This window comes from Psychrobacter sp. MES7-P7E (genome assembly GCF_002863645.1).
Lineage (GTDB): Bacteria > Pseudomonadota > Gammaproteobacteria > Pseudomonadales > Moraxellaceae > Psychrobacter.
Genome location: NZ_PJBU01000073.1, coordinates 48,092 through 61,894 on the forward strand (window position 1 = coordinate 48,092; position 13,803 = coordinate 61,894).

Annotated in this window: 11 protein-coding genes and 3 tRNA genes; 4 read left to right on the top strand and 10 right to left on the bottom strand. The window is 42.7% G+C overall.

Annotated elements, in window-relative coordinates; all coding sequences use genetic code 11:
• Positions 1 to 24 precede the first annotated feature (24 nt).
• Entirely contained in the window at positions 25 to 1,773 is a 1,749-nt protein-coding gene (locus CXF62_RS03355; protein WP_102092910.1) for an NAD(P)/FAD-dependent oxidoreductase, read from the bottom strand.
• A gap of 62 nt (positions 1,774 to 1,835) precedes the next feature.
• Positions 1,836 to 2,573 carry an SDR family NAD(P)-dependent oxidoreductase gene (locus tag CXF62_RS03360; RefSeq protein ID WP_102092911.1) on the bottom strand — a complete coding sequence of 246 codons (738 nt, stop codon included), beginning with the start codon at positions 2,571 to 2,573 and terminating at the stop codon, positions 1,836 to 1,838.
• A gap of 551 nt (positions 2,574 to 3,124) precedes the next feature.
• Here CXF62_RS03360 and CXF62_RS03365 point away from each other — a divergent pair.
• Both CXF62_RS03365 and CXF62_RS03370 read left to right on the top strand, forming a co-directional pair.
• The gene (locus CXF62_RS03365) at positions 3,125 to 4,327 is read left to right on the top strand and encodes a pyridoxal phosphate-dependent aminotransferase (RefSeq protein ID WP_057760918.1); all 1,203 of its coding nucleotides are present in this window, start codon (positions 3,125 to 3,127) and stop codon (positions 4,325 to 4,327) included.
• 256 nt (positions 4,328 to 4,583) lie between these two features.
• Positions 4,584 to 4,659 (top strand) — tRNA-Asn (locus CXF62_RS03370).
• 498 nt (positions 4,660 to 5,157) lie between these two features.
• Here CXF62_RS03370 and CXF62_RS03375 read toward each other — a convergent pair.
• The 4 genes from CXF62_RS03375 to CXF62_RS03390 all read right to left on the bottom strand — a co-directional run bounded on the left by CXF62_RS03375 (position 5,158) and on the right by CXF62_RS03390 (position 8,107).
• On the bottom strand, positions 5,158 to 6,465 hold the full coding sequence (locus CXF62_RS03375; protein WP_102092912.1) for an arsenic transporter: 1,308 nt from the start codon (positions 6,463 to 6,465) through the stop codon (positions 5,158 to 5,160).
• Positions 6,466 to 6,532: 67 nt separating this feature from the next.
• A complete protein-coding gene (gene arsH / locus CXF62_RS03380) occupies positions 6,533 to 7,306 on the bottom strand; it encodes an arsenical resistance protein ArsH (RefSeq protein ID WP_228153152.1) in 774 nt (257 codons plus the stop codon).
• Positions 7,293 to 7,700 (bottom strand): arsenate reductase (glutaredoxin), encoded by a 408-nt coding sequence (gene arsC / locus CXF62_RS03385; RefSeq protein ID WP_057760920.1) that lies wholly within the window; start codon positions 7,698 to 7,700, stop codon positions 7,293 to 7,295. Before arsC ends, arsH begins: the two co-directional genes overlap by 14 nt.
• A gap of 44 nt (positions 7,701 to 7,744) precedes the next feature.
• A complete protein-coding gene (locus tag CXF62_RS03390) occupies positions 7,745 to 8,107 on the bottom strand; it encodes an ArsR/SmtB family transcription factor (protein WP_102092913.1) in 363 nt (120 codons plus the stop codon).
• A gap of 356 nt (positions 8,108 to 8,463) precedes the next feature.
• Between CXF62_RS03390 and CXF62_RS03395 the strand changes: the two genes are divergently transcribed.
• Positions 8,464 to 9,813: an MBL fold metallo-hydrolase gene (locus CXF62_RS03395; RefSeq protein ID WP_102092914.1), complete on the top strand. Its 1,350-nt coding sequence runs from the start codon at positions 8,464 to 8,466 to the stop codon at positions 9,811 to 9,813.
• A gap of 363 nt (positions 9,814 to 10,176) precedes the next feature.
• Here the strand turns inward: CXF62_RS03395 and CXF62_RS03400 are convergent.
• The 4 genes from CXF62_RS03400 to msrB form a co-directional block, all read right to left on the bottom strand.
• Positions 10,177 to 10,253, bottom strand: a tRNA-Asp gene (locus CXF62_RS03400).
• Positions 10,254 to 10,290: 37 nt separating this feature from the next.
• Positions 10,291 to 10,366 (bottom strand) — tRNA-Val (locus tag CXF62_RS03405).
• Positions 10,367 to 10,590: 224 nt separating this feature from the next.
• Positions 10,591 to 11,076: a glutathione peroxidase gene (locus tag CXF62_RS03410; protein ID WP_102092915.1), complete on the bottom strand. Its 486-nt coding sequence runs from the start codon at positions 11,074 to 11,076 to the stop codon at positions 10,591 to 10,593.
• Positions 11,077 to 11,204: 128 nt separating this feature from the next.
• Complete coding sequence (gene msrB, locus CXF62_RS03415; protein ID WP_057760931.1) at positions 11,205 to 11,630, bottom strand: peptide-methionine (R)-S-oxide reductase MsrB; 426 nt, start codon at positions 11,628 to 11,630, stop codon at positions 11,205 to 11,207.
• 444 nt (positions 11,631 to 12,074) lie between these two features.
• Here msrB and CXF62_RS03420 point away from each other — a divergent pair, with 444 nt between their 5' ends.
• The gene (locus tag CXF62_RS03420; protein ID WP_102092916.1) at positions 12,075 to 13,727 is read left to right on the top strand and encodes an aminotransferase class I/II-fold pyridoxal phosphate-dependent enzyme; all 1,653 of its coding nucleotides are present in this window, start codon (positions 12,075 to 12,077) and stop codon (positions 13,725 to 13,727) included.
• Positions 13,728 to 13,803 lie beyond the last annotated feature (76 nt).

The window sequence follows — 13,803 nt, forward strand, 5'->3', positions numbered from 1 at the left end:
TATATAACGACGTTAATCATCATATTATTTGGTTTTACGGCGACCGAATAAGCCACGTTTCTTATATTGGCTCGTATCAGCAGTTGAACTCTGCAAACGATTAGCATACTCAACCAGTTCCTGATTGGTCGTCGCTGTGGTTACTTCGCGCTTATTTAACCTACGTAATTTGGTATCCGCTTTTATAGGTAAGTCTTTATAACGAAACGGCGTATGCGCGCTATCAACGTCAGGTAAATGAGCTGGGTCAACCTCGTCTTTTATATCAATATCAAGACCGAGCGCCTGACAGACACGTAGGCCACTTCGCACGCCATCTTCATGAAAGCCATTAAACCAATAAGCCCCGCAGAAATGTGTGTGCGAACCGTTACCAGAGATACTCGACCATTTGGTCTGCGCATCAATCATCGCAAGATCGAACACTGGATGACTATAATCGATGCTCTTAACTATCTGTTTATCATCGACGCTTTTGTTGTCTACAGCTGGATTTAGGGTGACCAAATAATTGTGTTTTTTGGTCAAACGTTGCAGGATATTCATGTGATAAGTCAGCACTGGCTTTGCAGGTATCTGTGCGTTTCCAGCCGCTTGCTCATCCTTAGTATTGCCTGAAATTGTCTCATCTATTAAGTAATTCCAGCTTGCCCATGCCAGTGACTTCTTAGGTAAAACACTGGTATCGGTGTGCAGTACAGCCGTGTTTCTGGTAAAGCGAAAATGACCTAATACTTCAGATTCATCGGTGCTCGCATCCTTTAAAATCTTTAGTGCGGTATCTGCATGACAAGCAAATATAACTTCGTCGAATACAAGATTTTCGCTACGGTTGTTAGCATTACCTTTATCCTGCACTGTCAAAGCATTCTGTACCGTCAAAGTTACTTGATCGCCATCACGAACCACCGACTGTACTGGGCTGTTGACCCGTATCTTGCCACCCGCTTTGATAAAGCGCGGAATCAGTTTATTGACGTATTGCTTTGAGCCGCCTTTTATCGTAAACCACTGCGGACGATTGACCACATCGAGCAAACCGTGGTTGTCAAAGAATTGTGCAAAAAACACCAGTGGAAATTCTTGTACTTCATCTAGGCTGGTTGACCATATAGCCGAGACCATTGGTAGTAGATAATTATCGGTAAATAGCTGACCGTATTTCTTTTGTGCTAAGTAACCGCCGAGCGTTTGCTCTGTAAAGCTACTGACATCTTGTCCTTGGGAGCGCGCACTATCGTAATCTTGACGTAGCTGTTTGATATGCTTGTTAAACTGCAGAATATCTTTCATAAATTGCCAGAACTTCGGATTGAGTACGTTTTTGCGTTGCGATAATAAAGTGTTGAGCGTATGACCATTGTATTCAAAATGACGTGCAGTATTTTTGACAGAAAAGCTCATATCCGTTGCCTGAAAAGGCACCTGCAATTCATGGAGCAAACGAAAGAAGTTCGGGTATGTGCGCTCATTAAAGACAATAAACCCTGTATCTATCGCACTACTCTCTACATTGCTACTCTTTGCTTTTTTACCGTCTTGTAGTGCCACATCAATCGTATTTACATGCCCGCCGATATAATCATTGGCTTCAAACACCGTCACATCATGTTGCGTACCTAGATAATGGGCGCATGTCAGTCCTGATATACCTGAGCCGATGATAGCGATACGTTTTGGGGTAGTCTGATGGTCAGAATCTGTTGCAACCTTAGTAGCATTTTTTTGGTTACCTGCACGCTTGAAACGAGTAAAAGGCATAGTAAAAGGCATAAAAGCATTCCCTTCTGTGTTTTTCTGTCGATATGTTGGCTAAGAGTTCTATTGATAGTAGATTACTTTTTATTAAGTTTTTCACTAACTTGCTGCCAGACCAAATCAGGCAACGTACCCAATGCTTTTAAAGGCATGGTTAGTTTTTTCGGAAATTCAATCACCTCATGCCCGCTTTCGATACCATCGCGTATGGCGTGACTGGCCTGCGCTGGCGTTTGAATAAATGGCATCGGAAAGTCATTCTGTTTGGTCATCGGTGTCTCAACAAAGCCAGGTACGACTAAGCTAACTGACACATCATGCGGAGCAAGGCTAATCTGTAGGGTCTTCATCAAATAATGGATAGCAGCTTTTGAGCTACCATAGGCCTCAGCGCGCGCAAAAGGCACATAAGCAGACGCTGAACCGATACCGACCAAGCGACCTTTTGAAGCGATTAGCTTTGGCAGCACTCCTTCGATCGCATGCGATAAGGTACCCATATTGACTGACATCACTTTCATAAAGACACTGCTATCAAAGTTCGGCATATCTAAGTACTCGCACATGCCAGCACCGCAAATCGCTAGATCGACATTGTCGATTTTTTCAAAAGCTTCGATGACCTTTTCTCGATCCATGAGGTCTAAATCAATCGTTTCTGCGCCTAACGCTTTAAGCTCAGCCAACGCTTCGTCGTCACGGCCAACTGCATATACATGATGATCTGCTAGCAGATAGTCTTTTGCCAACTGCTTACCAATGCCTGACGTCGCCCCAGTAACGAGAATATGTAATTTTTCAGTAGAATCTGTCATCGTAAATATCCTTTTTGAGTATTCTTATCTTTTTAAGTATTTTCATAATATGAAATTAATGCTCTTAAACTGATTGCTCAATGAAAATTTAGATTTTTGATAACAGCTAGCTATTATCATTATTCTTGGCAGATATCATTGGTCGCATTTCATTAAGCTATAAGCCATTTTATTTAACAAATCTAAATAGTTATAGTGGTCGGCTACAGGTTTATTGTTGTGTCTTCGCAATCATATGGGCTTAAGCTTAAGCTCAGCGTGTTGTTCGTCATTTTCACAAGGATACTGCTATCACAAGCAACGACACAATATTCTGTTACTAGCGTCGTAAGACAGCTCAATATCAGCATGCTACAATGCAAAAATTAGCAATCGCGTCGTTTGCCGAAGCATCATCACCATTATCTATAATCGAATGACCGCCATATCACGGTAAAATGACGCTATCTTTTCTTAAACTATCTGACATCTTGTCCTGATAGCAATGAAAACGTTATATAATTAATATCAGATTTTCACCAACCCCACCCTCATATAAAAAAGGATCTCTCATGAGCGAGTTGCAACTGTCTGACCGCGTCAACAACATCCAACCATCACCTACGCTAGCGATTACCAATAAAGCCAAAGAGCTAAAAGCAGCTGGTAAAGATATTATCGGTTTGGGCGCTGGTGAACCTGATTTTGATACTCCTGAACACATCAAAAAAGCAGCGATCGATGCAATCAATGATGGCTTTACTAAATATACAGCTGTCGATGGTACGCCAGAGCTAAAAACAGCCATCATCGAGAAATTCAAGCGCGACAACGACATCAGCTATGAGCCAAACGAAATCCTAGTATCGGTCGGTGGTAAGCAGTCGTTTTTTAACCTTGCCCAAGCATTTATCAATCCTGGCGACGAAGTCATCATCCCAGCACCATACTGGGTCAGCTATCCTGACATGGTTATCATCGCGGAAGGCGTGCCAGTCATCGTTAAATGTCCAGCTGAGCAAGACTTCAAAATCACCCCTGAGCAGCTAGAAGAGGCTATTACTGACAAGACTAAATTGTTGGTATTAAACAGCCCATCTAACCCAACGGGTATGATTTATACGTTAGATGAGCTAAAAGCCATCGCTGAAGTATTGAAGAAGCATCCACAAGTTTATGTAGCTTCAGACGATATGTACGAGCACATTCGCTGGACAGGCGATAAGTTCTACAATATTTTAAATGCGGCACCTGAGCTAAAAGATCGCGCCATCATCTTGAACGGTGTGTCTAAAGCGTATGCGATGACTGGCTGGCGTATCGGCTATGCGGGTGGCCCTGCTAAGCTAATTGGCGCCATGAAAAAGGTGCAGTCACAATCTACCTCTTGCCCAACGTCAATCAGCCAAGTGGCTGCCGAAGTTGCTATCAGTGGTGATCAGAGCGTACTAGAGCCGATGGTAGCCGCTTTTGAGAAACGCTGTGACCTAGTCGTAGATGGTCTAAATGCTATTAAAGGCATTACTTGCTTGCGTCCTGATGGCGCATTCTATGTATACCCAAATATCGTACCGCTCATCAAAGCGGCTGGCCTGTCATCATGTACTGAATTCTCAGCATGGTTATTGGACAAAGTAGGCGTAGCAGTCGTACCTGGTGATGCGTTCGGTCTTGGCGGCTATATGCGTATCTCGTACGCTACTGATGAGGCAACATTGAAAGATGCCCTATCGCGTATCGAAAAAGCAGTGGCTGACTTAGACGTTGCTGAATAAATCGTAAAAAGCAACGAGTCTTACCGCTGTTCATAAAAAAGACGCCATATACATTCTATAGGGCGTCTTTTTTTGCGAGAGTCTTAGACATAATTAGGAAAAACACGCTATCTCATCATTAAAATGACAATTTTTACTAATTATGCAAAAAAAGGCTTGACGTATTTTTTAACTTTGCTAGAATACGCCCCACTTAGCAAGAACTCGTTAGAGACTTCTAAGGCTCGTTGTAAGCGATTAAACACTTACAGCCTATTCTCCAATAGCTCAGTTGGTAGAGCAACGGACTGTTAATCCGTGTGTCCCTGGTTCGAGCCCAGGTTGGAGAGCCACATTTTAGTAGTAATTTTCTTGAGTCAACTTTGATTCAATTATGGCATTTGCCAAAACCCTCATCAATTTGATGAGGGTTTTTTTATGCGTATCATTTAGGGTCTGTTGAACATTCAAATGTGGTACTGGCAGTGACTATTTTTTAGACAATACGCAGTGAAATTTTTGACGCCTAGTCGTTCTAGGTTAGACAATTTCGCCATATATTGGCAAAAAACAGCCCTGTCCTGAAAGGCTGATGCTAAAATCACCTCAAACGTTGTTGCAAGCCTAGTTAAGGTCTCGACATTATCGTCGGTTTACGCCTAGTTTGATGCGATTTTCGCCATCAGCAGTCCTAATATTTGAATGTTCAACAGACCCTAATATTGTTTATCTATTTTGCCGCTTTGATAAACGCTAATAACTACTTTGTTTCATACTTGATAGTGACCATGTTATTTAAAAATGAATATCATTGTCACGATAGGATATTACTGTAGTAAGTTTTTCATCAGTTAACTTGGCAACAGTGGCAACCAGAACACCAAGGCTAACAAGGTCACTAACAACACTGGCGGTGTAATCACTAATCCAATCTTAATATACTGTCCCCAACTGATTTTGTAATCCTTCTCTGCCAACACATGTAACCATAGCAAAGTAGCCAGACTACCAATCGGCGTAAACTTAGGGCCCAAATCATTACCGATGACATTGGCATAAATCATTAGCTCTCGCGTTGCGGCAGGCACTTGTGCTTGATCAATCGCAAGCGCGCCGACTAAGGTTGCTGGCATATTATTCATAACAGAAGCAACTATAGCGGACAAGAACCCAGTTCCAACCGTAGCAATGACTGCACCTTGTTGTCCTAACCAGTTGAGTACTTGTGCACCATAGGCCGTAAGCCCTGCATTACCCAGACCATATACCACCAGATACATACCGATCGAAAACAGGACGATTTGCCAAGGCGCTTTACGTACTACGTCACTCACAGAGACCACTGCACCACGCCCGCCTTGCCATATACGACCAGCGATTGCCATTAGTGCAACAGCAGCGATGCCCGTGACCAGTGAAATAGGTAGCCCCAACGGCTCTGTTGCAAAGTAGGCGACCAGTAGCAAGCCTAATAGTGGAAAAGCAGCTCGGAATACCAATGGATCGGTAATAGCAGACTCTGGTGCGCTGAGTTCGCTAGTCGAGTAAGTTTTTGGAATATGACGTGCATATACAACCCACAACACCAGTAGCGTCGCTAATACAGACACTATATTGACCGGTACCATCACCGCCGCATAACGACCAAAGCCTATGTCAAAATAATTGGCACTGACGATATTGACTAAATTTGAGGTGACCAATGGTAGGCTTGCCGTATCAGCAATAAAGCCCGTCGCTATAATAAATGCCAGAGCTGATGGTGGCGAAAATTTCAGACGTAGCAAGATAGCGATGACAATCGGGGTCAGTAGTAGCGCAGCACCATCATTGGCAAAAAAGGCAGAAATAAAAGCGCCGAGCACGACAATCATCGGAAACAATAAGCGCCCTTGCCCATTACCAAGGCGTGCCACATGTAATGCAGCCCAGCCGAAAAACCCTGCTCGATCTAAGATAAGCGAGATGATAATCAGCGCCACAAAAGTAAAGGTCGCATCCCAGACAATATCCCAGACGATACCCACATCTGATAACTGCACGACGCCAAGCGCTAACGCGACCAAGGCACCACCCATGGCGCTCCAGCCGATGCCCAATCCTTTAGGTTGCCATATAACGAATACTAAAGTGACCACAAAAATAGCAAATGCAAGCATTGTACAACCTTACTTAAACTGATTTTATTCAGCCGATTTAATATAGGGAATTAGATCGATTAGGGGGTTAGATCGATTTTTGATTGACGCGGCTCGATAGTTCTTCAGCACTCTCAACGCGTTCTGAATAGCGATCAGTAAGATAATCTGAACGTCCGCGTGTAAGCCAAGTAAACTTCACTAACTCCTCACAGACATCGACAAGACGCAGATATAACGGAGACATATCCATGCGATTGTCGTCGTTGAACTCCAAAAATGCTTTGGGTATCGAAGATTGGTTGGGGATAGTAATCATCCGCATCCAGCGCCCAAGAATACGCATTTGATTAACTGTATTGAAGCTCTGACTGCCGCCGCTGACTTGCATTAGCGCTAGTGTCTTACCTTGAGTTGGACGCACGCCACCTAGTGACAGCGGTATCCAGTCGATTTGCGCTTTCATGATACTGGTAATACTGCCGTGACGCTCTGGACTCACCCACAGCATGCCTTCTGACCACTGCGCCAGCTCCCGCAATTCTTGCACTTTGGGATGGTCTGAGTCTACATCGTCAGGCAACGGCAAGCCGGATGGATCAAACATTTTTACTTCACAACCGTACCAACGTAGCAACCGGCTTGACTCTTCAGCGGCCAATCTAGAAAACGAGCGTGCACGGACAGAACCGTATAGCACTAATATTTTCGGCGGATGACGTGAGTCATTCGGTGCAACCAAAGACTCAATATCGATAGGCTGAAGATTATCTATATCAATATTGGGCAAATCGTCTAAGCTAAATTCTGGCGAAACAGTAGGATCAACGGCTAATGTTTGGTCAACCTCAGTGTTTGTCATGAGTAACAACCTCGCCGTCTTCTTTTGTGAAACTACTTACTGGATTGGCTAGTAATTCAAACACACGCTCTGACGGACGGCATAGAGCAGCGCCTTTATCAGTCACTACGATAGGACGGTTGATTAAAATAGGATGCGCTATCATGGCATCGATAATTTGATCGTCAGACAACTCAGGATTATCCAGACCAAGCTCATCATTAATAGCTTCTTTGCTTCTTAATAGCTCTCTAGGCGAAATCTGCATTTGTGCCAATAGCTCAACTAAGCGGTCGCGCGTTGGTGTATTTTTCAGATATTCCACCACTTCTGGCTCTTCACCTGATGCTTTAATAATAGCAAGCGTGTTACGAGATGTACCGCATTTAGGATTATGAAAAATTAATGGCTTCATAGTTTTTACACCTATTTTATGTATTTATTGAATTGATAATTGGTTTAATCATTACTTTGCTCAGCAGACTCATTTACTCTGCAGCCACTCAAACTATCCATGAGTGACGCACATAATTCTGGATGTCCCGCACAGCAATCTTGCAGCAGAAACTGGATGACGTTATCCATATGTGATAGCGAAGCACGATAGATAATCTGTCGGCTATGACGCTGTGAGACCACCCACCCTGCTCGTGCCAACACCGATAAGTGGGTTGACATTGTGTTATGAGGAACAGAGAGCTGACGGGCTATTTCGCCCGCAGGTAGGCCTTCAGGCTCATGGCTGACTAGCAGCTTAAAAGCCTTTAAACGAGTATCTTGAGAGAGCGCAGCAAAGCTTGCGATAGCATTAGTTATTTCCATATGTCCAATAATACAGACATATTAAAATAATTCAATGTTTTACAGATATTTTTATTCTAAAAGAGATATCTCTGTGTAATTAACCTATATATATCAACAAGTAAAAGCAATTAACTAAATAGTGGAAATAATGATCACCTCACCTTTTCAACCTAAAACTCTCTACGTTTGGCCTTATGTAAATAACAAGTTTAATATATGTTATTGTATATTGATGACACTTATAAGTTCATGCTAGATTGAATAAGAGTTTATGCAACAGTAAAACTAAATTTGGCTGGTAGCTCTCGCTCTGTACTGCCAATAAACCTGATTAAAATAACTATTATGATTAAAACAACAATAAGGAAATGACCATGCTACTAGAGAAAATTAAGACCCCTGGACTTTCGCACTTATCCTACTTGGTAGGCTCTGGCGGTCAAGCAGCGGTAATTGATCCACGTCGTGACTGTGCGATATATGTAGAAAAAGCGCGTGCAGCAGGACTTGAGATTACTCATATTTTTGAGACACATCGTAATGAGGATTTGGTTTCTGGAGCACCTATGTTGGCCGCAATGACAGGGGCAACAGTTTTGCATGGACCTAATCCAGAACAACCTGTTGTCTACGCTGAGACAGTACGTAATGGAGACTGCTTTTCAATTGGCCAATTAGAAATCCGTGTCTTAGAAACGCCTGGCCATACTGATGATCATATTGCTTATGCGCTGTTTGACACGGCGTACCCAGATAGGGCTGTTGGCGTTTTTACTGGGGATGCGCTCTTTGTAGGTGATGTCGGTCGTACTGACTTCTATCCTGAGCGTCGTAGAGAAGTTGCAGGTTTACTTTATGACTCTTTACAAGACATTTTAGCGCTCGGTGATCAGGCGATTATTTATCCAGCTCATGGTGCAGGATCAGTCTGTGGTTCAGGCATGGCGGAACGTGAGTTTTCTACCGTCGGTCACGAAAGAATCAACAACCCACGTTTACAGATTACCGATCGTGAGACGTTTATTGACCTCAAGACTAGCGAAAACCATTATCAGCCGCCTTATTTCAGATTGATGGAGCACCTTAATATGGAAGGTGGTGAAGCGCCTCCAGTGGTTATGCGTCCGCGTAACCTTTCCCTCAAACAGCTAAATGACTGCGATGCTGATCATCTCATCGATATTCGTGAACCAATGGCGTATGCGTCAGGACACCTGCCCGGTTCTATGAGCTTACCTGTCAATATGCTACCTGCGTTTGCTGGATGGTTTATCGAGGAAGGACAAAGCTTGGCACTGGTAGCCTCTAATGAAGAACAACTGGCGACTGCGATGGAGCATCTGGTACGTATTGCTTTTGATAATGTCATAGGTGGTTATGTGGGTGTCGTCCCTGCCGCTGCTAAAGGCGAGAAGATGCAGCAAACCCCTATGATCGATACAACCGAGGTAGAGAGTCGCCTTAATAATGCTCAGAACTGGACATTGCTCGATGTACGCGATATCGATGAGAGGAATACCAATGCGATTGAAGGCTCACAGCATATCTATGTCGGTCACCTGAACGAGCGTTGGCGTGAGCTTAATCCAAGTCGGCACTATACATTGATGTGTGCCAGTGGGGCTCGGGCAACGATAGCAGCAGGGTGGCTTGCTAGTCGAGGTTTTGACCACATTGATATCTATCTAGGGTCAATGGGTGCGTGGCAAGCAATGCTTGAGTAACTCTTTACCCTTAACTAAAATCCACAATGAGCTAAACGCATTATAAATTCCAGATAATGCGTTTAGCTCATTTAAAATGCTGTATCAAAGATAAATACGATGACAACCCTACTCTTATTCAATATAAGACTGATATAAAAGAAGGGTCGTCGTTTTAGCTGACTTCTAAGTGATATGACTTAAGTAAATATAAGTCATAGTACTAGGTTCTAATTCTAGATTCTGACTCTTACTGTATTTCTTTATCTGACTTATCACTCATAAAACATAGATACATAAAAAACAGACACAAAAAAACCTCAAACAATCTAATGCTTGAGGCGAAACTTGCTTAAACTCGTAAGTTTAAATTCGTTTTAAATATGGCGCAGCGGACGGGACTCGAACCCGCGACCCCCGGCGTGACAGGCCGGTATTCTAACCAACTGAACTACCGCTGCTTAGGTCTCTTAGCTTGTTTAGCCACTTGCTAAGAAGTGGTGGGTGATGACGGATTCGAACCGCCGACATTCTGCGTGTAAGGCAGACGCTCTACCAACTGAGCTAATCACCCTTCGAACAATTGCTAGGCAATTTATTCAACATCAACTGAGCTCTTAAGTTTGTCACTAAGCTCCGTTGCTGTGGGTGTGTATTATATAGATTTACTGTTGGGTGTCAAATAGTATTTACCACTTTTTTGGATATTTTTTCGATTTTTATTAGAATATCTAGCAAGCATCTGTTTTTATTGGTTTTATATTTTCATACAAAACCAATATTTTTTAGATTTAATGCTTACTTATTGGCTAATGCTTGCTTTATGTCGTTTTTGATGGCATCTGGCTTGGTCGTTGGTGCGTAGCGGTCAATAACTTGGCCTTTACTATCAACTAGAAACTTGGTGAAATTCCACTTGATACCATCTGTTAGCACGCCACCCTTTTGTTCTTTGAGCCATTGATAGATAGGATGAGCATCTGCGCCATTGACATCAGTCTTCGCCATCATCGGAAAGCTGACACCATAGTTCTTTTGGCAAAACGCGCCAATCTCATCGTTGCTACCTGGGTCTTGGCTACCAAATTGATTACAAGGAAAACCGATAACCACCAGTCCTTGATCTTTATACTGTTGATATAGCGACTCTAAGCCTTCAAACTGCGGCGTAAATCCACATTTACTTGCGGTATTGACGATTAATAATACTTTATCTTGGTAATCTGAAAAGGCTTGCGAGCTACCATCCATTCGCTCAGCCGTAAAATCATAAATTGTACTCATCATTTATCCTTAAATTGAGGTTTTTATTGTTTTAGATGTTTGTGCACTACTTCTTTTTCTATCATACACATAATAAAACTATTGAAAAGGAAGCACCTTGTACTTCCCTTTCACACTTCTAATACTACTTACTTCTCAGACTTATCTAAATCGATAGATACTGAGTTGATGCAATAGCGCATGCCTGTTGTCTCAGTAGGACCATCAGGAAATACATGACCCAAATGGGCGCCGCAGTTGCTACAAGTGACTTCGGTACGAGTCATGCCTAGCGAGTTATCGACGTGCTCTTCAATCGCGCTATTATCGATACCTTGATCAAAACTTGGCCAGCCACAGCTCGCATCAAATTTATTGCTTGAGTCAAACAAGCTTGCACCGCAGCCTTTACAACGGTAAACGCCATCATCAGTCGCATCATTATATACACCTGTAAATGGGCGTTCAGTGCCCTTCTCACGCATAATATGATACTCATCAGCGGTTAAACGCTCTTTCCAGTCAGCTTCAGTCAACTGGCTGATTTCTTCTTTGCTTAGTTGGTTGTCTTGCATAATTTATCCTTATTCGAGTATTTATTATCTAATCTCGGTAACTATTTTATCGCCATACGATTATGAAAACGACGTGCTCTATCTGTTGGTTATCGACGCACTATTCAAGGCATATATAAGAAAAGCACTCTTTATATTGTGAGATAGACAGCATGATTGAAGAGATTGACTGAGCTAAATATAGCAAATTAATTTTAGATAATGATGGATAAAGATTTAATTTCGATATCTATACATTTTATAGTCTATATAAGAGATTTAGAGCCATATAAATATAAACCGAATGTTAATTGCAAGATATACTTGCAAATACTAATAAAGCTGATTGTAAAACCATTTGCAAATTAACTATTAATGCAATAATATCTTGCATTAGTGTGTAACTAAAATGTTTAATATATCTCTACACTGAATAATTACTGATTAATAAAGGCTCGAACGACCATGTCTGACGACAATAGCAAAAGTACACAAGCGGAACGACTGGTACAGTTGCGCCGTGACAAAGGGTTTACTGCTGAGCAGCTAGCACAAGCTATGACAGCCGCTGGTGCAAAAGTGAGTCGTGGTGCTATATCAAACTGGGAGCGCGGTACCAACGGCATTGTCTCATCCAAGCTGCCTACACTCGCACGTATTTTGGGCTGTAGTGAAGGATATCTGTTGCGCGGCGACCTCAATAATGAGGTTATCGATGCAGGCAAGTCGACATCATCTATAGAGCGCAGTGAACGTCAAGAATTAGATACAAGTTCACACACCCAGTCAGATATTAAAGCGACTGTCGCTCAATCGACGACAACTTCTACTGCTGGTAAAGACTCAAAAACCAATTCGACAACCAATCCGAAAAACGGTCATGCTATGAACACCATAAAAAAATCTGATAAATTACAAAACGTTTGCTATGACATTCGTGGTCCTCTATTGCAGACTGCGAATAAGATGGAAGCAGAAGGCAAACGCATATTAAAACTAAACGTAGGCAACCCCGCGCCTTTTGGCTTAGAAGCCCCTCATGAGATTTTACGCGATGTCGCTATGAACTTATCTGAGGCAACTGGCTATTCAGACTCGCAGGGAATCTTTTCAGCGCGCAAAGCCATTTTGCAATACTACCAATCAAAGGGGTTGTTATCGGCCGTTGACGTACGTGATGTATATTTGGGCAATGGGGTTTCTGAGCTTATTGTCATGACCATGCAGGCGTTGATGAATGATGGCGATGAAGTCCTGATTCCGATGCCAGACTACCCGCTTTGGACTGCCGCGGCCAACCTCGCTGGCGGTACTGCTGTGCACTATCGCTGCAATGAAGAAGATAACTGGCACCCTGATATTGAAGACATCAAGTCTAAAATTACGAGCAAAACGAAAGGTATCGTGGTTATTAACCCAAATAACCCGACAGGTTCACTTTATAGTGATGAGTTATTAAAGCAAATTATTGAAGTCGCTAAAGAGCATGATTTGATCATCATGGCCGATGAGATTTACGATCGTATTCTCTATGACGATAATGTACATACGCCGATGAGCACCTTAACTGACGACGTGCTAGTACTCTCTTACAATGGCTTGTCGAAGTCACATCGTATTGCAGGTTTTCGCTCAGGTTGGATGATGGTATCAGGCCGCAAACAGCACGCAGCTGACTTTATTGAAGGCTTAGATATGCTAGCATCCATGCGCCTTTGTTCTAACGTGCAGGGACAGTATGCCATTCAAACAGCGATGGGTGGGCATCAGAGCATGCAAGACCTGACTTCTGAAAAGGGTCGCCTATATAAGCAACGTGAAATGGCAGTCTCACGTCTTAATGCTATCAAAGGTATTTCTTGTACCATGCCTCAAGGCGCGTTTTACTGTTTCCCAAAAATGGATCCAGAGGTCTATCCTATCACCGATGATATGGATTTTATGATGGACTTGCTCGTTGAAGAAAATGTATTGATGGTTCAAGGTACTGGGTTTAACTGGGATAGACCCGACCATTTCCGTCTGGTGTTCTTGCCTAACTTGCTTGACCTAGAAAATGCGATGGATAGATTGGACAGATTTTTTGCCAAAAAACGTAAGCAGTTTGGTACCGAGTAAATCATTATACATCATTAAAAAAACGCTTATCGGCATGATGCTGATAAGCGTTTTTTATTGCGTTGAACCTAGGGCG

What these genes read in the sequence shown, in the direction of transcription:
- CXF62_RS03410 (WP_102092915.1), bottom strand. Translation starts at nt 11,076, where the DNA reads ATGAGTACAATTTATGATTTTACGGCTGAGCGAATGGATGGTAGCTCG.
- CXF62_RS03355 (WP_102092910.1), bottom strand. Translation starts at nt 1,773, where the DNA reads ATGCCTTTTACTATGCCTTTTACTCGTTTCAAGCGTGCAGGTAACCAA.
- CXF62_RS03395 (WP_102092914.1), top strand. Translation starts at nt 8,464, where the DNA reads ATGCTACTAGAGAAAATTAAGACCCCTGGACTTTCGCACTTATCCTAC.
- CXF62_RS03390 (WP_102092913.1), bottom strand. Translation starts at nt 8,107, where the DNA reads ATGGAAATAACTAATGCTATCGCAAGCTTTGCTGCGCTCTCTCAAGAT.
- CXF62_RS03365 (WP_057760918.1), top strand. Translation starts at nt 3,125, where the DNA reads ATGAGCGAGTTGCAACTGTCTGACCGCGTCAACAACATCCAACCATCA.
- msrB (WP_057760931.1), bottom strand. Translation starts at nt 11,630, where the DNA reads ATGCAAGACAACCAACTAAGCAAAGAAGAAATCAGCCAGTTGACTGAA.
- CXF62_RS03360 (WP_102092911.1), bottom strand. Translation starts at nt 2,573, where the DNA reads ATGACAGATTCTACTGAAAAATTACATATTCTCGTTACTGGGGCGACG.
- arsC (WP_057760920.1), bottom strand. Translation starts at nt 7,700, where the DNA reads ATGAAGCCATTAATTTTTCATAATCCTAAATGCGGTACATCTCGTAAC.
- arsH (WP_228153152.1), bottom strand. Translation starts at nt 7,306, where the DNA reads ATGACAAACACTGAGGTTGACCAAACATTAGCCGTTGATCCTACTGTT.
- CXF62_RS03420 (WP_102092916.1), top strand. Translation starts at nt 12,075, where the DNA reads ATGTCTGACGACAATAGCAAAAGTACACAAGCGGAACGACTGGTACAG.
- CXF62_RS03375 (WP_102092912.1), bottom strand. Translation starts at nt 6,465, where the DNA reads ATGCTTGCATTTGCTATTTTTGTGGTCACTTTAGTATTCGTTATATGG.